This window comes from Streptomyces sp. NBC_00012, from assembly GCF_045040875.1.
Classification (GTDB): domain Bacteria; phylum Actinomycetota; class Actinomycetes; order Streptomycetales; family Streptomycetaceae; genus Streptomyces.
Genome location: NZ_CP108310.1, coordinates 193,803 through 210,838, shown reverse-complemented (window position 1 = coordinate 210,838; position 17,036 = coordinate 193,803). Strand labels below are relative to the sequence as shown.

Sequence of the window (17,036 nt, the reverse complement as noted above, 5' to 3'; positions counted from 1 at the left end):
GTCGCCGAAGCGCGCACACGCCGTCCCTGGGCGGCACGCGAGCGGCTGACCGAGAAAGTGCCCCGCCCGCGACCGATCAGCGTCAGTCGCGGGCGGGAGATCAAGGCCTGCGCTGCGGGTATGTTTGCGGCTGGGCCGAGACGGGCAGGGCGCATGGACGCTTGTGCACGTAGATCGTGATGCCGGGGCCCGGTCCTGGACGGCGAGGCCGTGATCTGGCGGGACGGCAGGCTCGACTTCGCGGCCGCGCAGTCACGGGCCGCGTCATCCACGACCCGGGCCCGCGCCCTGGCGGCCCGGTACCCGGCCTCCTACGTCTGCTGGGATGTTCTGCAGCACCCGGACCCGGCGATCGGCGACTGCCGAAGCCGCCCCTACACCGAGCGCCGCGCTTTCCTCCTGGAGCTCCTCGCCGATGTCGGGCCGCCGGTCCAGGTCACCCCGGCGACCGACGACCGGGACGTCGCCGTGCTCTGGTACGACGCCCTGCGCGAGCAGGGCATCGAAGGGATCTTGTAGCCACGGTTTGGAGCAGACCGTTTGACCACTGCGACGCCGATACCAACGCAGGGTTAAGGTCGCAGGCGAGTTCCAGCAACGTTCGTTGTCCACTGCTGGAAGCACGCCCTGCTGAGGGGCGAACTCTCCTTCTCCAACACTTGCACGCACGAAGCAGACGACGAGCGGGACCGGGTGGAATGCAGGGCCTGGCCGCTCCTCCTGAACTCTTGGGCGGGTCGGCGTGTTCTGCGGTTTTGCGGACGAACCAGCCCCCCGGAGCGGCTCGAACAGCGATTACTACTGTGAGGCGGATGAAAGAAGCGAGTTTGGGTCCGGGGACCCCGGACCACCGCAGCGCCCTTCGGTACCTGTGGTGGCTGGTCACCAGCCAACGCCGCCGGATCGCCGCCGGAGCACTGTTCGGCAGTGCCTGGATGCTCTGCCTGGCGCTGCCGCCGTACCTCCTGTCGCGTGCCATCGACGACGGGCTGGAACCAGGACGTTGGAACACGCTCGTCAGCTGGGTCGCGGCGCTGGTAGGCGTCGGGGTGCTGAACGCCTGGCTGGCCATCATGCGGCACCGGACGATGACCCGAGTGCGGATCGACGCCTCATTCCGTTCCGTACAAGTCGTGGTCAGGCACGCGACCAGGCTGGGCGGGGCACTACCGCGCAAGGTCACCGCCGGGGAGGTCGTGACGATCGGGTTCGGAGACGTCGGCGTGATCGCCCAGACACTGACCATCACCGGGCCCGGCGTCGGAGCGGTCCTCGTCTACGTCGCCGTGGCCGCGCTGCTGTTGACCGTTTCGCCGCTGCTCGCCGTGGTGGTACTGCTCGGCGTTCCGCTGCTCGCGATGCTGATCGGCCCGCTGCTGGGCCGGTTGCAGGGCGTCGAAGCTACCTACCGGGAGCAGCAGGGCTCACTCGCCGCGCGCTTCGGGGACCTCGTCGGCGGGCTACGCGTACTCAACGGCATCGGCGGCAAGGAGGTATACGCCGACCGATACCGGCACGGCTCGCAGGCACTGCGGGCGGAGGGCTACCGCGTCGGCAGGGTCACCAGCTGGATCCAGGCACTGGGCGTCGGCCTGCCCACCCTGTTCCTCGGGGTGGTGACCTGGCTGGCGGCCAGGATGGCCGCCCAAGGAGACATCACCGTCGGCGAGTTGGTCGCCGTGTACGGGTACACCGCGGTGCTGGTGGTGCCGGTCTCGTTCTTCATCGAGGGCGGATACGACCTCACCCGCGGACTGGTGGCCGCCCGCCGGGTCATACGGTTCCTGGCCCTGGAGCCCGATTCCCAGGACAAGGAGCCAACTTCGGCGGGCCCGGACGCCCCAGCCGTACTCCGTGATCCCGAGTCCGGCGTCGAGGTGGCACCCGGCAGGCTGACTGCGCTGGTCAGCGCACGCCCTGCGGAGAGCGCGGCGGTTGTGGACCGGCTCGGCCGGTTCGCCGGGTCGGCCGCGACCTGGGGCGGGATACGGTTGGACGAGATCGACCTGACGCAGGTGCGCCGGCGGATCCTCGTCGCGGACAACGAGGCCGATCTGTTCGCCGGTCCGCTGCGTGAAGTGATCGGCGGCGAGCGCGAGTTGGACGAGGAGACCATCGGCCGGAGCGTCCACGCGGCCATGGCGCAGGACATTGTCCGCGGCCTGCCGCACGGGCTTTACTCGCCTGTCGAGGCGCAGGGCCGCAACCTCTCCGGGGGCCAGCGGCAGCGCGTCCGGCTGGTCCGGGCGCTGCTGGCCGACCCCGAGGTGCTCCTGGCGGTCGAACCGACATCTGCGGTCGACGCACACACCGAGGCGGCCGTCGCCGCCCGACTGCGCGCCGCACGCTCCGGCCGCACCACAGTCGTCACCAGCACGTCGCCGCTCCTGGTGGACCAGGCGGACACCGTGCACTACCTGGTCGACGGGGCAGTCGCCGCCGTCGGCAGCCACCGCGAACTCCTGGACGGCCGGCCCGACTACCGTCTCCTGGTCTCCCGGGGCACGGAGGACGAAGGCCTCGACCGTACGAACGCCGAAGGCGCTGAGGCAACCGCGCCCCACCAGGAGGCCACGCGGTGACCACCCCCTCCTCCCTCCCCATCGCCGAGTCGTCCCGGATACGCCGCGCCGCCCTGCGGCTGGTGCGGCTCGACGCGCGGGCCTTCGCCGTTATGATCGTCCTCAATGCCCTCGCCGCCGCTGCCGGGCTCGTCGGTCCGTGGCTGATCGGCCGCATCATCGACGAGGTCAGGGCCGGGGCCCCGGTGGCCTCCGTGGACCGCCTCACGCTCGCCATCCTTCTCTTCGCGCTGGTGCAGCTCGTCCTGGTGCGTTACGCAAGTTACGTCGGCCACCGCTTCGGTGAGCGGACTCTGGCCCGTATCCGCGAACAGTTCACCGGCCGGGCGCTCGCCCTGCCCGCCACGGTGGTCGAACGGGCCGGTACCGGCGACCTGATGACCCGCGGCACCACCGACGTCGCCGCGGTCGGCCACACCCTGCGCAGCGCCGGGCCGGAGATCCTCGTCGCCGGGGTCCAGGCCCTGTTCATCCTCGGCGCGGTCTTCCTGGTGGACCCGCTGCTCGGCGCGTGCGGAGTGGTGGGCCTGCTCGGCATCTGGTTCGCCTCCCGCTGGTACCTGCGTCGGGCGCTCACCGCGTACCTTGCCGAGGGAGCCGCCCACTCGGCTCTCGCGGAACAGCTCGCGGCCACCGCGACCGGCGCCCGCACCATTGAGGCCCTCGGGCTCCAGCAGCAGCGCATCACCGCATGCCAGGAACAGATCGAGGCGTGCCGGACCACCCGGAAGCGGACCTTGTTCCTGCGCAGCGTGCTCTTCCCCGCGATCGACATCTCGTACGTCGTGCCCGTCGCCGGTGTGCTGCTCATCGGCGGCCTGCTGCACAGCCACAGTGCGATGAGCCTGGGCGCCGTGGTCGCCTCAGCCCTGTACCTGCGCCAGCTCTCCCAACCCCTGGACATCATCCTCCAGCAGATGGAGCAACTGCAGAGCAGCAGCGCCTCCTTCGCAAGGGTCGAAGGCCTCGGCCTGGCCTCCCAGGCACCACCGGCCACGTCCCGTACGCCCTTTGACGACCGGATCGAAGTGACCGGGGTGCACTACGCGTACGACGGCGGAAGCGACGTCCTGCACGGCGTCGACCTGACCGTCCGCCCGGGCGAACGCCTGGTGGTCGTCGGGCCCTCCGGGGCGGGCAAGACCACTCTGGGCAGGCTGCTGGCCGGGATGGACGCGCCCCGCACCGGTTCGGTGACCGTGGGCGGAGTGCCGGTCGCCGACCTCGACCCCGGCCAACTGCGCAAGCACGTCGTCCTCGTCACCCAGGAACACCACGTCTTCCTGGGCACGGTCCGCGACAACCTGCAGATCGCCTCCGCCCACGCCACCGACGCCGAACTGCACGCGGCCCTCACCGCCGTCGGCGCTGACTGGGCGGGCGAACTCCCCGAAGGCCTCGACACCGACCTGGGCCCCGGGGGCCACCGCCCGGACGGCGCGCAGGCCCAGCAACTCGCCCTGGCACGCGTGGTGCTGGCCGACCCGCACACCTTGATACTCGACGAGGCGACCGCCCTCCTGGACCCCAGGACCGCCCGCCACACGGAACGGGCCCTGGCCGCCGTCCTCGAAGGCCGGACCGTCATCGCCGTCGCCCACCGCCTGCAGACGGCCCACGACGCCGACCGGGTCGCCGTGATGGAGGATGGTCGCCTCACCGAACTCGGCACCCACGACGACCTCGTGGCGGCCGACGGCGCCTATGCCGCCCTCTGGCGCACCTGGCACGGCGAGCGGCCTTCAACCGGGTGAGGCGGCCCCCTGCCAACCTCTTCAGGAGCACAGGGCCCCGGTCGGATCTGGTAGGGCGTCAAAGCAGGTCAGCGGCTTGTCTGGTGCCCCCGACCCCCGCTGAACCCCGATTACGGTGCGCTACTCACCACCTGGACGCAGCTATAGAGCGCACTCTCTAATCAGCGGCCCGGCCTCGGCTTCCCGGCGCAGCCAGTCCACGCTGTCGTCATTCTCTTTCTCGGCGACCCCCGGGTCGCGGATGGGCCGTAGGCCCTGGCCGGGGCCGCTGGCCTTGATGTTGAACAAGTAGCGGCCCAGGACGTTGAGATTGCGGTGTTCGAGCGGGGGCAACCGGGCCAGGTTCTCGTCCTGGATCTTCCCGAACACGGCCCTAGCGATGTTCAGGCCGCTGTCGGAAGTCCGTCTATCGGGGACGCCGGTGCAGTGGAGTGACGGCTCGGGCATCGTGGAGGGCGGTACGCAGGCGGTCGTTGTCTGTGCTGAGGCGCTGGGTGGCTGCGATGGCCAGGTCGAGTTCCCTTTTAAGGTCGCGGTTCTCGCGCCGGAGGCGGGCGTTGTCGGTCTTGACTGTGGTGTAGGCGTCTGCGGCTGGCCCGCCATCTCCGCTGCGGGCAACGGCTGAGAGTTCGGCGCAGACGGTGGGGAAGTTGCGACGGAAGGTGGTGTTGGCAAGGCCGAGTCGGGTAGCGAGAGCCAGCACGCTGGGGGGCCTGCCGGTCTCGGCGGTGAGGGCGTCGCGGGCGGCACAGACGTCGGCCTGCGCGGGCAGGAGGCGGCGGTGTGCGGTCACGAAGGGTCCCCCTCGGTAGTGAGAAACGTGCGGATCCTGTCGCGGCGCCGGGCTAGGTCGGCGAGCAGGAGAGGCGGGAGGGTGGGCCGGCTGCGTGTCTCGGCGTCGAGGCGGCCGGCCTCGGCCGCCAGCGCGGCCCGGTTGTCGGCGGTGAGCGCGACATTGCGGCATTCCAGCGGCCTGCAGTCCAATGGCACCGGGTACGTGCGGCCGTCGTGGTTGGTGCGGGGGCGGCAGAGCGCCTTGTCGGGGTTGAAGACGCAGGTGACGTAGGTGCCGGGGTAGACCTCGGGGTCGTGCCGGGTGAGGACGCGGCGCAGGCGGCGAGGGTCGGTGACGACGGAGCCGGTGAAGCCGGTGCGCTGCTGGAAGTCGGCGAGCCGGACGGCGGCCTCGGCAGCCGCGGGGCCGCGGAGTTCGTGCAGGTGGTCGGTGGTCAGGGCGAGGAGGTGCTCCCCGCGCTGGAGGGCCTGTTCGGATTCGACCTCGGCCCGAAACCCTGAATCGCTGGTGCCTAATGGTGGAGTCGGGTATTGGAACTCCCGGAATGCCTGGCCGTAGGGGTCCTCCAGTCGTCCCGTTGTTATACGTTTGTCCGATCTTGATAGCTCGACTTGAGTAGGTCTCGTCGGCGCTGGCCGAGGTACCAATTGGCGGACTCGTCAAGGTCGATCGTGGTTCTGATTACGGTGGTCTCGTCAGAGTTCGCCTCGGCGAGGACCTCCCCTCTCGGTGAGATGACCATGCTGGGGCAGTGCTGGTGAGGATCTGCCACGTTGGCTGCCAGGACGAACCGTTGGTTCTCCGCTGCGCGGCTGATGAGGTGGCTCCGCCAGACCCCTGCAGGCTCGGAGGGGTTGGCCGCATGGGTGAGGTAGATGAAAGCTTGTGCTCCGCAGTCGGCTAGATGCTGCCATTGCTCGGGGAAACGGATCTCCCGGCAAATCTGGACGCCGAGCGTGATGGGCCCGCTCGCCAGATGGATCGGGAGCGTCGAGAGCTCAGAGCCGGCATCGAGTTGGCCTCGCTCGTTCATCGCCAGGTTGATCTTCCGGTAAGTCCAGCGGGTGCCGTCCGGAGAGAAGTAGAGGGCGGCATTGCTCCAAGCACCACGTTCGAATAGCAACGTGCCGCAGAACAGGTGGATGGCTCTGCGCTGAGTTAGCTCTGCGAGGCGGTCCATGGCATGCGCGAGGGCCAAGGGCGATAGGCGTTCGAGGGCTGAGAGGTCGGCGCCGTAGCCGGACAGCGCACCTTCGGGGAGTACGACGATCTCGTCTGGCTGGACGTCTGCCAGAAGCGAGGTGATGGCTGCGAGGTTTTGCTCGATGTCCCAGGTGATGGGAAATTGCGCGATTGCTATGGATGCTTTCATCAGTCCTTCTTTCGGCGGCTGATCTCGTCTGCGTAGGCGGCCCAGTCACCGCCGGATGCCTTCTGCCACTGGACGGCGACTTGGATGTGGACGCCGAGCATCCGGGCGAGGATCGCGGCGGGGAGCTCGGCGGCGAGGGTGAACAGGGCGGTGGATCGGTCCTGCTGGGGCCGGATGCCGATCTTGTGCAGCCGCAAAGCGATCTGGCTGTCGCTGAGCGGACGGCCGGGCTGTCCTCCGGGGAAGAGCCAGGGGGCGTCGTCCGGGGTGCCGATCTTGGCCTTGCCGCGTCGGGTTGCGACGAGCTCGCGGACCAAGGTCGCCAGTGGCATCGGGAGGATGACGGGTGAGGTTCCGAAGGAGATCGCGACGGTCTCTCCGGTGATGTCGACGTCATCGACGGTGAGTTGGCGGATGGTGGCGATCTTCTGTGCGTAGAGGATCAGCAGCAGTCCGGCGACGCGGTCCGCGGTGGGCAGTGTGTTGTCGTTGAGGAGGCGGCGTGCGTCGGCCCAGCGTTTCTCGCTGTCGATGGTGCCCTGTGGGCCGGTCCAGCGGACGGTGCCGTAGGTGAGGCCGTGGGCATGGCGGTGCTGTACGGACCAGCGGACGAAGTGGCCGGTCTCGTCTCTGTAGGTGAAGGCGGGATCGGTCATCCAGCGTTCCAGGTCGGCCTGTGTGCAGGTGCCCAGGGTGAGTCCTTCGGCGGCGAGCCAGATGAGGAAGTTGTCGGCCGCGGTGACGTGGCATCGAACGTTGAGGTCCTGGAGCTGGGTGGTGTGCAGGTCGCCGATGCGGCGGCGGAGGCGGCGCAGGTGGTGCCAGACCGCGTAGCCGTGCAGGATCCGGCGTTCTGCGGGGTCCGTGTGGGCCTGGACCGTTTCGGTGATCCATTTCTCCAGGGCGACGAGCCGTTCGTCGCGCGGCGGCAGGGTGCCGGTGGCGACGAGGACGCTGCGAAGGTGAGCCAGCACCTTGCCTGGAGGGAGTTCGTCGAGGACGTCGTGGGTGACGGGACGTTCGTCGCGGCCTATGCGTTCCAGCAGGTCGCGTGCCTTGGCTCGGGAGATCCAGGCCAAGGCGACGTCGGGACGCTCGGCACTGGTCAATGCCTCATGGAAGGGTGCGAGTTCGGGCCCGATGGCCCCTGTGCTGTCGCCGAGGAGGTCGCGGATCTTCTGGTCGAGGACGCATCGCTGGCAGGCGCGAGGGCTGAGCTGCCACGTGGTCGCGCAGGCAGGGCAGCGTCCCCAGAAATCGGGGTCGGAGTTGGTGCACTTCGCGCACAACGGTTCCTCCCAGGTGCCGCCTCGGGCCTGGGCGACGGTGCCGCAGCCGCTGCAGGTCACCCATCGCTGCTGGCAGCGTTCGCACCAGGGCTGCCCGGTGGCCCGAGAGATTTCGCAAGGGGCGGTGCGGCCGCAGTGTCCGCACTCTCTGATCTCTTTCGGCCTGCAGTTGTTGCAGCGGACGCCGTCGGTGAGCCGGACCGCGACCGGCTGACGGCGTCCGCAGCCGACACAGACTTCCAGGTTGATCGGGTCGCGGATCAGGCAGTTGGGACACAGTGGCTGACCGGCGGCGTCCCGGGTGGCGGGTTCACGGACGGCGCCGCAGCGTGCGCAGGGGACGGCCGCGTGCTTGGCGAAGCAGGCCCGGCAGATCCGCTTGCCGTTCAGGAGTTTCGACAGCGCCTTCACTCCGTGGCAGCGCGGGCAGGCCGGCTTGACGACCGTGGTGGCGCCGGCGGCGACGAGTTCGCCGATGAAACGCAGCATTGCCGGAGTGGGGGCCTCGTATCCGGTGCTAGTCAGCAGCTCGGGACGTTCGATCACGGCCCAGGCGAGTCGACGCTGTCCGGCGGGCCGCTTCGTGGCCCGCTCAAGAGCGGTCCGGACGGTGTCCCTGTCGAGCGCGGGGTCGAGGCCGGTGATCAGCCGGGTGAATTCCTTGACCGGATCACCGTCGGTGTCGGGGCACTTGGCGCATCGAGGCTGGCCGTGGCGGTCGCGGCTGACGACTCGCCGCTGCTGGTGGCAGCCCGCGCAGACAGCGGGTTTGTCGAAGCAGGGCGAGCATCCCCATCGTCCGCCCGAGCGGCTCCCGACGTAGGGGCGTGGGCGTCCGCACTCGCCGCAGCGGGGTAGGGCGGTGTCCTGGGCGCCCGCTTCGTGCATGGCCATCAGTAGTTTGGCGACGCGGAACGGCGCGGGTGGCTTGCCAGTCCGCAGCAGCGAGGGGTTGTCGTGCAGGGCCTGGGCGAGGTTGCGGCGACCGGCCCGTGTGCGTACGAGCGTGCAGACGATGCCGCGGATGCGGTCGGCGTCCAGGTGCTTCTCGACGTTGCTGACCAGCCGCACGATGAAGCCGACCGGATCAGCGAGAACCTCCTCGGTCATCGCGGGCGCGGTCACCGGTCAACTCCGGTGATCCGAGCCCGCCTTGGCCGCAGTTCGCCGACGCCTTCGGAGACGACGGTCCCACCTGCGGCGGCCTTCTTGGGCTTCTTCGCCACCCCGGCCGTGGCGATCGGCTCGATCAGGTCGTCCATCGTGCAGTCCAGGATGTCCAGCAGGGCCATGAGGATTTTCAGGCTGAGTCGCTCCGGTCGCTCGACGACGAGCCGGTAGACCTGGCTCGTGGACAGTGTGATGCCGCATTCCTTCAGCGGTGGGAGGAGGTCGGTGGTGGAGAACATCCCGCGGTCCGCCATGACCTTGCGCAGGTGCCAGTGGTAGTCGAGCTTGGCGGCCATTATCGGGTCCTTCCTCGTCAGACGCCGGCGAACGCCGGGGCCAGGGCCTTGCTCAGGGCAGTGTTCATGAAGTCGTCGCTGACGTGCGTATAGATGGCGGTGGAGCTGTCGCAGTCGTGGCCGACTTGCTGCTGGATAAAACGACGGTCGATCCCGTCCTCGGTCAGATGCGTGACGTATGAATGTCTGATTGAGTGCGGAACTAGATCTTTTGAGAGTTTTAGGGCATCTCGGTATGCCTCGAACCGATCGTTGATAGAGCCGGGCTGTAGGCGTCCGCCGCGTTCCGTGATCCATAGGGCCGGATGGTCGGGGAATCCGAAGCGCGGCCGCACGTTCTCGACGTAGTCCTCGACAGCCTCGACGGCCCAGTCCATCACCGACAGCACGTTCCGCCGTCGCGGCGGCTGCCCCTTCTTCGCTTTGCCGTAGCGGACATTGAGCGTGCCGTACCGGCCGAACTGCGGAGCCTTCGGATTGCGTCCGAAGTCGACGACGTCCAGCTTGGACGTCTCGGTCCGGCGAAGCCCCCACCCGTAGACGACCTTGAAGAGGGTGGCGTCGCGGTAGGCGGCGAGGGCTCCCTTGCGTTTGGACTTCACGGCGCGTGCGACCTGGTCGTCGGCGTAGTCGAGGAAACGCTGCAGTTCTTCGCGGGTGAACGGCCTCGCTTCCGGATCCCCCTCGTAATCCTGCAGGTGAGGGAGGGTGTTCCACTCATGGGCGACCGCCACTGGGTGGGTGCCGAAGGCTTCCTTGCAGGCCGTTCCCCACCCGTAGCGGGCGTCGATGAGGAACTCGGTGAACAGCCGGACGTCGCCCTGGTAGCTGCGGATCGTCGACGGCGCCAGATGCTTCTCGCCCGCCAGAGAGGCCGACCACTCGTCCAGGTGGGCCGGCGTCCACTGCCACGGGTACTCGTTCGCATAGTCGAGGAACCGGCGGACCAGTCGCATCCGCGGCTCGATCGTCTCGTCCTTCAGCCCTCGCGACTTCTGCTGAGCCCTCCAGCCTCGCAGCATCGCGTCGAACATCGCGTCCTCCGGACGCAGTTGGACCACGCCGGACACGAGCTCCATGTGAGCCGCCCCGGCCAGGGCCACCTTCTGCTGATACACCACTCCAGGCCATCCCTTCTGGAGGGCAGATCATGCATCAGGCGGGATCTATCTGGCAACATGCCTGCTCAGGCCGTTAGTTCGTAGTAGCGTTGGAGTCCACCAGCCCGTCGCCCTGAGCTCGCGACCTGCGACTTCTCGCCCGTCTGATGCAATTCCCGAGGGTTGGCGTATCCCTCGAACATCTGGATGCCAAGGTGGCGGTACTGGACGGCTCCGGCGATCACGCCTCCGGGGCGGCGGGCGATGTGCCAGGCCAGGGTGCGGCGGAACTGACGTGCGGTCAGGTTCCACGGGGCGCCGTTGACGTCCGGAAGGGCGTCGGCGAGACCGTAGTGACGGCAGTAGGCGTTGATCCAGGTGATCACATGGTTGATCAGTTCGTTGCTGGAGCGGAGCGTCAACGCTCCCTCCCTGATGCGGCCGTTGGGGTGCACGCTGCGGAAGAGCAGCTCGGTCTCGGGTGGCTGAAGGCGTTCGAGGACCGTGACGGCGCGGGCTGCCGGAGCGCCGATGATCCAGGTGGCGATGGTGCCGCTTGGGTCGGTTTCCCCTTTGAAGGCACGGCTGGTGACGGACCACCGGTAGGCGTGGCCGGAACTGTCGCGCAGGGCACGGGTGCTGTCGGCATGAAGGTGCTTGATCTCGCTGTCGCGCATCCCGGACAGGTCGGCGATGAGGATGTAGCAGGCGCCCTGCAGCAGGCGCGCCAGAGGGAAGGCGCCGAAGCGGAACCGGGCATCGGAGCCGGGGTGTTCAACGAGGGCGGCCCCGCCGGTGGCCAGGTGCGGCCAGGCGGCCAAGAACTGTGTGCGGGGGCGGGTGCAGGAGTCGTGATGGGCGCGGTAGGTGTCCAGGGCGGCGAGGATGTCGGGGGCCAGTTCGTCGAACTCCTCCGTCGTGGCCCGAACCCGCCACACATACACGATCATGGTGCTAGGTATATGGTCAGTGACCTTCTGTGCACAAGGGATCGTCTGCAAACGCGGTGGGGCGGGCTATCCGCCGTCGGGTCAGCGCTGGTGGGTGAAGGTTCGGCACGCGGACACGGTCGACGCCCTGGTGCTGGGGTTCACCGCCCCCGGCTCAGGCCGCACCATCTGGTCCTGGCGGTGGGGGACGAGGGCGGGCCGGCCAGGGCAAACTCCGCGGACAACGACTCAAAGTGGGTCAGGTTTTCCTGCACCGGCCGCCAAGAATGGAGTCGAGGAATCGGCGGATTGCAACCGCTGACTCCTTCGGTCTCCGTAGATGAGGCCAGTGGTTGGCGTTCAGTTCGACCAGGGTGGTGCCGGGGCGTCGAGATGCCATCTCGCGGGCCTGCGCGGTGGGCAGCACGGTGCTGGCCGTGCCGTGCAGGAGCAGCGCGGGGCAGCGGGAGCCCAGCCATTGGTGCCAGTGGTCGCCAAGCACGCGGGTGTCGGAGTCGATCACGTCCGTGGGGTGAGAGCCGAGCCGCCACCCGTCGTGGTGCGGTCGCAGTCCGTTTTCCAGCAAGGGTGTCAGGGAGCCGCAGGCGGCCAGGAGTTCCTCGTGTGTAGGGGCGGAGTACGGAAGGTCGAGCAGAACGGACAGCGGGGCGGGGTTCACAATTGGCAGGTGCGCAGGCCCGTCAATGTTGATCAGGGCGCTTACAGCGTCAGGTCGGGCCGCGGCCAGGTAGTAAGCGTTGATGGCACCGAGGGAGTGCCCGAGGACGGGCAGGGGCTGATGATCAAGGCCCAGGTGGGTGAGCAGGAGGCTCAGATCGTCGAGGTATCCGTTCCGGTCGTACTGCTTCGCCCGGTCGGAGTCCCCGTGCCCTCGCTGGTCCAGTGCGACCACCCGCCACCCGTCGGGGCTCAGGTCGCGGGCGAGGTCCGCGAAGTCAGCTCCTTCGCCAAGGTGTCCGTGCAACCCGAGCAAGGGCCGTCCCTCTGCCGGCCCGAAGTCGAGATAGGAGAGGCACCGCCCGTCGGGAGTGGTGAGGTGTGCGCGTACGGGTTGACCCGGGGCTGGTTCGGTGGGCATGGCTTCACCGTAGAGAACGCTCGCGCGGACGTGCCACAGCATCGTGAGTTCGGAAACAGCTTCTGAGCTTGTTCTTTAACCCTTTCGGCGTTCAGACTGAACTGGATTCAGAGTTTCAGTGGCCCGAAGGTGCCGTCTCGGAACGTGAAGACGGTCGGCTCGGTGTCGAACTCCTCCCGGAAGTACCCGCTGTAGCCAGGTTCTTCGACGTGGGGTGCGAGCAGGTCCAGGACGGTGTAGAGGTCACCCATCATGTCGTCGAGCCAGAGGTTGCGGCTGAACAGTCCCCATGCGTGGAGCTCACCACTGGGCGTGAAGCCTCGGGACTGGCGTCGTAGGGACACGAAATCGCCTCCTGGCAGGCGACTGTCCGGATCCGGGGAGAGCAGTGGATACGAGTGCTCCTCCGCGTCGAGCTCTGCTGGACGCTCGGGGGCCAGGCCGAGGTGCCATCGCAGGGCTGCCAGGACCGTGTCGGGCGTGTCGTCCCGGAGGAAGCACGTGAAGACAACTTCGTAGTGGAGGCTCACGGGAGTGCATTCTGCCCGGCGCCACTGACAGACCCAGATCATGGCCTCACGGCCGGGCTTGATCGCGTTCGATCAGGGTGCCCGGGCGTCTGACGGTCTTGCCCACGTCGTAGCGGGTGGCGGGCTGCTTGTTCTTCGAGCCGAGCGGGCGACCGGGGCCTGGCCGCGATGGTTTCGGCGCACGGGCCGGGCAGTGCAGGGTCGGGCGGAGGTTCCTGAACGCCCGGCGGACCCGGGCGGGTGTGAGCCGGCCGGGCTCGGCCGGCTTCTCCCAGGGGCGGCGGAGGTCAGCGGCCAGCGGCCGGGCGAGGCGGAGCTGGGTGTGGGCCGCGATGACTAGCCAGGTCCACCGGTCCGCCGCCTCCGGGGTGCGGAGCTTCGGGCGGGTCCAGCCCAGCGTCTGCTTGATCATCCGGAAGGTGTGCTCCAGGTCGAATCTGCGCAGGAACGCCTGCCAGCGCAGGTCGACGGCCTCGTCCGCCAGGCCGGTTGCCGACGACCACAGCCAGACGGGGAGGGGATCGTGGCCGCCGGGCAGGCGGTCGACCTCCAGGCGGATCAACGTCCCTTCGATAACGGGGAGTTCGCCGGTGTGGTCGATCCACGCGGAGCGGGTGGTCAGCCGAGGATGGATGCGGTCCCAGGCCATCGCGCGAGCGGTGCCGTAACGGTCGGTGACCTGCACGGTCTCGGCATCAGGCTCGCCCCAGGTGTCGGGCTTGGCGAAGCGGAACTCCTTGCCGTGCTTCGGCGGGCGCCCGCCCTTCGGCGGCGAGATCCAGGGGACCGGGACGGGCTTGCGCATCACTCGGTCCGTGCGCATCCGTCCCAATACTTCCACCGGCAGTCCTTCCAGCAGATAGGCCATGCGCGGAGCGTCGTAGCCGGCGTCGAATACGACCAGGATGTCGCGGTCACCCGCCTGCCAACGGCGCATGTCGATGAGGTCCTCAACCACCCGGCGGACCTGGGCAGCGGTGACCTCGGCGACGTCGTCCGCCGGCCCCAGCCGCAGCGCGTCCAGGATCTGGCACCACGAGGTCCGGCCCGGCTCCAGCGCGGCGACGAACGAGTAGGGCCAGCCGGGCACGAACTGGTCCGAGGACCGGCCGCTGCGGCCGTAGACGTGGCAGAACAAGCGGTCCCGGCTAGTCGGTGCGTCCGGCCGGAGCCAGTGGGTGACGTCCACCGCCAGGACCAGGCGGCCGTCGGCGGCCTCGGGCTGCGGCAGCCCGGCCAGCACCCGCCGCAGCCGCGGCACATCCACGTCCCCGCTGTTCAGCGCGTCGTACATCGCACCGTGCCCGCGCCGGTGCTCGGCCGTCAGCGTGAGGTCCACCGGCGTGGTCACCGGCCCGTCCGCGCACAGCAACGCGTCGGTCAGCTCGAACAGCGTGTCCCCGCGCACGGGCAGGCAGTCGAAGAAGTCGTCCCGGAAGTGTGACGCCGCCGCGAACGCTTCCCGCCGGACATCGTGATGCAGCAGACTCATTCCCCCACGGCCTTCGCGCTGGTCAGGTGCCTCTTTGTCGGAGCACAGGATCAGACGGAGGCCGTGTTCACGTCCCCGGAATCCCCGTACGAGCGATCACGTTCGGGGCATCGTTCGAGGTCAGACCATAAAGAACAAGCTGAGCTTGACTCTGTCGGGGATCTTGGAGTTTCCCGGTGCGACAGCGTGGTCAACGGTCATGCTCGGGTAGTTCCGCCGACCGACGAAGCTGTCGAGGTGCCCGTTGTCCCTTCGCCCCCGTTCCGGTGAGCAAGTTCCGCCTCTGACCGCGCGGGTTGCGCGGGCGAGCAACCCGGGTGGCACGACGGCGATATGGGTGCGTGACCGGCTGGACGGGCTGTGGTGCGACGAGGATTTCGCCGACTGGTACCCGAGGGACGGGCGTCCGGGGCTTTCGCCTGCTCAGCAGGCCACTGTCTGCGTACTGCAGTTCCTGCTCGGCCTGTCGGACCGGCAGGCCGCCGAGGCGGTTCGCTGCCGCATCGACTTCAAGTACGCGATGGCCATGGAGTTGGACGACCCTGGGTTCCACCACAGCGTGCTGGCCGACTTCCGCGATCGCCTCGCCGAAGACGACCGCGCCGACCGTCTTCTCGACCTCGCGCTGGCCCGCCTCAAGGAGGCCGGACTGGTGCGCGAGCGCACCACGCAGCGCACCGACTCCACCCACGTCCTGGCCGGCGTGCGCGACCTGACCCGCCTGGAGTTGATCACCGAGGCGGTCCGTGCCGTACTCGAAGAAGTCGCCGGCACCTCCCCTCACCTGCTCGACGAGCTGGTCGACGAGGACTGGGGGCTCCGCTACGGCCGACCGGTCCGCCTGGGCAAGAACCCCACCAAACCCAAGACCAGAATCCTCGCCACCGGAAACGACGCCGTCCGGCTCCTGGAACACCTCTACCGGCACGGAACAGACCACACGGCCGGCCCGCGCGTCCAGGCCCTGCGCCAGATCGTGGTGCAGAACTACCACCGTGACGCCGCAGGACACCTGCGCTGGCGCACCGCCGAGAAGGAAGACGGGCCCGGACTGCCGCCCTCGTCCCGGGCGATCGTCTCTCCTTACGACACTTCAGCCCGCTACGCACGCCACGGGCACATCATCAGCTGGAAGGGGTTCTCCGCTCACCTGACCGAGACCTGTGCTCCCGACGGCCCGAATGTGATCACGGATGTGGTCACCACCGCGGCCACCACCCACGACAGCCAGGTCCTGCCCGGCATCCACGCCCGCCTGGCGCGTCGCGGGCTGCTGCCCGCCGAGCACCTGGTCGACGGCGGCTACACCTCCCTGCCCCACCTGGCACAAGCCACCCGTGAACACCAGGTCACCGTCTCCGGGCCGCTCCGGAGCAACCCCACCCTCCAGCACCGTCGGAACGAGGGCTTCGCCCGGGACGACTTCCACATCGACTACGACCGCCAGCAGGTCACCTGCCCCAAGGGACAGGTCAGCGCGGGCTGGCACGGCCCCTACCCGACCTCCTCGCCCACCGCGGCCCCGCTGATCGTGGCCAGGTTCACCAAAAGCCAGTGCCGCCCCTGCCCGGCCCGCGCGCAGTGCACCAGCACCGCAGACAGTGCGCGCACTGTGGGCTTTCCCCCGCGAGAACTCCGCGACCTGCAACCTCGCGTCCGTACCGAGCAGCAGACGCCCGAGTGGAAGGCCCGCTATGCGGTCCGCTCCGGAGTGGAGGGCACGGTCAACGAGTTCGCCCACGGTTCACGGCATGCGGCGCTGCCGCTACCGAGGACAGGAAAAGGCCCACATCCAGCACGTCCTGACGGCCATCGCCGTCAACATCGAGCGCCTCAGCGGACTGCCACCGGACGAGGAAACCCCCGCACCCCGCCGACCGACCGCCTTCCAGGACTACCTCGACCAGCGCGAGATTCCCCGGCTGAAGTCCTGGCAAACCTTGGGCAGCTGACCTCGGCGACTTCAAGATCCCCGACAGAGTCAAGCTGAGGCCCGGCTACACAAGAGGGCTGGGGCGATGTCGTCGACGGCGAACATGACGCGGTGCGTGCCCAGAATGTTGTGCGGCCGGTTGCGCGGCCCGGCGCTGATCACCGCGGGGCTGCGGTACTTCGCCAGCTCGAGCCGGCTGTGACCGTCCGGGGCCGGGCAAGGTCGTCAGCCCCCGCTACGTCTGCCCGGACACCGGGCTGGCCAGGCTGTCGTACGGGCAGGCCCGAGCACTGCTGGACGAGCACACTGCCCTCCGCGGTCCCGGTACGGCCTGGGACCTGCACGAATACCGCCACTCCTCTCTGACCCACCTCGGCGAGCAGGGCTCGTCACTCCTGATGCTCATGGCGAAGTCCCGGCACAAGAAGCCGGAGAACGTCCGCCGCTACTTCAAGCCGTCCCCGGAGCGATCGCCGAGCTCACGACCCTGCTCGCTCCCGGCGATAGCAGCCGATGAGCCTCTACGGCGAACGGACACGTAGGGCTGGGCGTCTCGGACGGCGCGCACCTTCGACCCGCGGCTGCAGGGCATGAGCTGATTGCCGCCGCCAGCGCGGAGCTTGCAGCGCTGACCGTCTGACCGAGCCGATCGAGGACCGGCCGGGACACCGGCGGGGGCGGGTGAGGTAGCTGA

16 protein-coding genes and 2 pseudogenes are annotated in these 17,036 nt (G+C 68.8%); 6 read left to right on the top strand and 12 right to left on the bottom strand.

Features of this window, described 5'->3' with window-relative positions:
* The first annotated feature begins 195 nt into the window (after window positions 1-195).
* The 3 genes from OHA19_RS40025 to OHA19_RS40015 all read left to right on the top strand — a co-directional run bounded on the left by OHA19_RS40025 (window position 196) and on the right by OHA19_RS40015 (window position 4,336).
* Window positions 196-519 carry a hypothetical protein gene (locus tag OHA19_RS40025; protein ID WP_331750776.1) on the top strand — a complete coding sequence of 108 codons (324 nt, stop codon included), beginning with the start codon at window positions 196-198 and terminating at the stop codon, window positions 517-519.
* Between the two features lie 293 nt (window positions 520-812).
* Window positions 813-2,582 (top strand): ABC transporter ATP-binding protein, encoded by a 1,770-nt coding sequence (locus OHA19_RS40020; RefSeq protein WP_331750426.1) that lies wholly within the window; start codon window positions 813-815, stop codon window positions 2,580-2,582.
* Complete coding sequence (locus OHA19_RS40015) at window positions 2,579-4,336, top strand: ABC transporter ATP-binding protein (RefSeq protein ID WP_331750428.1); 1,758 nt, start codon at window positions 2,579-2,581, stop codon at window positions 4,334-4,336. The genes OHA19_RS40020 and OHA19_RS40015 overlap by 4 nt, the downstream gene beginning before the upstream one ends.
* A 141-nt stretch (window positions 4,337-4,477) precedes the next feature.
* On the opposite strand, the gene OHA19_RS40010 is transcribed toward OHA19_RS40015, so the two are convergent.
* The 3 genes from OHA19_RS40010 to OHA19_RS40000 are packed head-to-tail and all read right to left on the bottom strand — an operon-like array spanning window position 4,478 to window position 5,320.
* Entirely contained in the window at window positions 4,478-4,705 is a 228-nt protein-coding gene (locus tag OHA19_RS40010) for a hypothetical protein (RefSeq protein ID WP_331754163.1), read from the bottom strand.
* A gap of 37 nt (window positions 4,706-4,742) precedes the next feature.
* Window positions 4,743-5,129, bottom strand: coding sequence for a hypothetical protein (locus OHA19_RS40005; protein WP_331750430.1), 387 nt, complete (start codon window positions 5,127-5,129; stop codon window positions 4,743-4,745).
* Complete coding sequence (locus tag OHA19_RS40000) at window positions 5,126-5,320, bottom strand: hypothetical protein (protein ID WP_405753431.1); 195 nt, start codon at window positions 5,318-5,320, stop codon at window positions 5,126-5,128. The genes OHA19_RS40005 and OHA19_RS40000 overlap by 4 nt, the downstream gene beginning before the upstream one ends.
* A 105-nt stretch (window positions 5,321-5,425) precedes the next feature.
* Between OHA19_RS40000 and OHA19_RS39995 the strand changes: the two genes are divergently transcribed.
* Window positions 5,426-5,632, top strand: coding sequence for a hypothetical protein (locus tag OHA19_RS39995; protein ID WP_405753429.1), 207 nt, complete (start codon window positions 5,426-5,428; stop codon window positions 5,630-5,632).
* A gap of 80 nt (window positions 5,633-5,712) precedes the next feature.
* Here OHA19_RS39995 and OHA19_RS39990 read toward each other — a convergent pair whose 3' ends face one another.
* From OHA19_RS39990 to OHA19_RS39955, 8 genes are all read right to left on the bottom strand, one after another.
* On the bottom strand, window positions 5,713-6,504 hold the full coding sequence (locus OHA19_RS39990; protein ID WP_331750435.1) for a carbon-nitrogen hydrolase family protein: 792 nt from the start codon (window positions 6,502-6,504) through the stop codon (window positions 5,713-5,715).
* On the bottom strand, window positions 6,504-8,918 hold the full coding sequence (locus OHA19_RS39985; protein WP_331754159.1) for a site-specific integrase: 2,415 nt from the start codon (window positions 8,916-8,918) through the stop codon (window positions 6,504-6,506). The genes OHA19_RS39990 and OHA19_RS39985 overlap by 1 nt, the downstream gene beginning before the upstream one ends.
* Window positions 8,915-9,259 carry a helix-turn-helix transcriptional regulator gene (locus tag OHA19_RS39980; protein ID WP_331750438.1) on the bottom strand — a complete coding sequence of 115 codons (345 nt, stop codon included), beginning with the start codon at window positions 9,257-9,259 and terminating at the stop codon, window positions 8,915-8,917. Before OHA19_RS39980 ends, OHA19_RS39985 begins: the two co-directional genes overlap by 4 nt.
* Window positions 9,260-9,276: 17 nt before the next feature.
* Window positions 9,277-10,338, bottom strand: a complete 1,062-nt coding sequence (locus tag OHA19_RS39975) for a tyrosine-type recombinase/integrase (RefSeq protein WP_405753428.1) — start codon at window positions 10,336-10,338, stop codon at window positions 9,277-9,279.
* Window positions 10,339-10,445: 107 nt separating this feature from the next.
* The gene (locus OHA19_RS39970) at window positions 10,446-11,309 is read right to left on the bottom strand and encodes a hypothetical protein (protein ID WP_331754154.1); all 864 of its coding nucleotides are present in this window, start codon (window positions 11,307-11,309) and stop codon (window positions 10,446-10,448) included.
* 238 nt (window positions 11,310-11,547) lie between these two features.
* Complete coding sequence (locus OHA19_RS39965; RefSeq protein ID WP_331750442.1) at window positions 11,548-12,387, bottom strand: alpha/beta hydrolase; 840 nt, start codon at window positions 12,385-12,387, stop codon at window positions 11,548-11,550.
* Between the two features lie 107 nt (window positions 12,388-12,494).
* On the bottom strand, window positions 12,495-12,917 hold the full coding sequence (locus OHA19_RS39960) for a hypothetical protein (protein ID WP_317868836.1): 423 nt from the start codon (window positions 12,915-12,917) through the stop codon (window positions 12,495-12,497).
* 46 nt (window positions 12,918-12,963) lie between these two features.
* Window positions 12,964-14,409: an NF041680 family putative transposase gene (locus OHA19_RS39955; RefSeq protein WP_331750444.1), complete on the bottom strand. Its 1,446-nt coding sequence runs from the start codon at window positions 14,407-14,409 to the stop codon at window positions 12,964-12,966.
* A 337-nt stretch (window positions 14,410-14,746) separates the two neighbouring features.
* On the opposite strand from OHA19_RS39955, the pseudogene OHA19_RS39950 reads away from it, so the two are divergent.
* Window positions 14,747-16,102 (top strand): annotated as a pseudogene (locus OHA19_RS39950) (transposase); the annotation flags it as partial.
* Between the two features lies 1 nt (window position 16,103).
* Window positions 16,104-16,361, top strand: coding sequence for a transposase (locus OHA19_RS39945; RefSeq protein ID WP_405753528.1), 258 nt, complete (start codon window positions 16,104-16,106; stop codon window positions 16,359-16,361).
* A gap of 65 nt (window positions 16,362-16,426) precedes the next feature.
* Here OHA19_RS39945 and OHA19_RS39940 read toward each other — a convergent pair.
* Window positions 16,427-16,725 (bottom strand): annotated as a pseudogene (locus OHA19_RS39940) (hypothetical protein); the annotation flags it as partial.
* Window positions 16,726-17,036 lie beyond the last annotated feature (311 nt).

Excerpts from the sequence above, each read along its gene's own strand:
- OHA19_RS40020 (WP_331750426.1), top strand. The coding sequence starts at position 813 with ATGAAAGAAGCGAGTTTGGGTCCGGGGACCCCGGACCACCGCAGCGCC.
- OHA19_RS39990 (WP_331750435.1), bottom strand. The coding sequence starts at position 6,504 with ATGAAAGCATCCATAGCAATCGCGCAATTTCCCATCACCTGGGACATC.
- OHA19_RS39980 (WP_331750438.1), bottom strand. The coding sequence starts at position 9,259 with ATGGCCGCCAAGCTCGACTACCACTGGCACCTGCGCAAGGTCATGGCG.
- OHA19_RS39975 (WP_405753428.1), bottom strand. The coding sequence starts at position 10,338 with ATGGAGCTCGTGTCCGGCGTGGTCCAACTGCGTCCGGAGGACGCGATG.
- OHA19_RS39970 (WP_331754154.1), bottom strand. The coding sequence starts at position 11,309 with ATGATCGTGTATGTGTGGCGGGTTCGGGCCACGACGGAGGAGTTCGAC.
- OHA19_RS39965 (WP_331750442.1), bottom strand. The coding sequence starts at position 12,387 with ATGCCCACCGAACCAGCCCCGGGTCAACCCGTACGCGCACACCTCACC.
- OHA19_RS39955 (WP_331750444.1), bottom strand. The coding sequence starts at position 14,409 with ATGAGTCTGCTGCATCACGATGTCCGGCGGGAAGCGTTCGCGGCGGCG.
- OHA19_RS39945 (WP_405753528.1), top strand. The coding sequence starts at position 16,104 with ATGCGGTCCGCTCCGGAGTGGAGGGCACGGTCAACGAGTTCGCCCACG.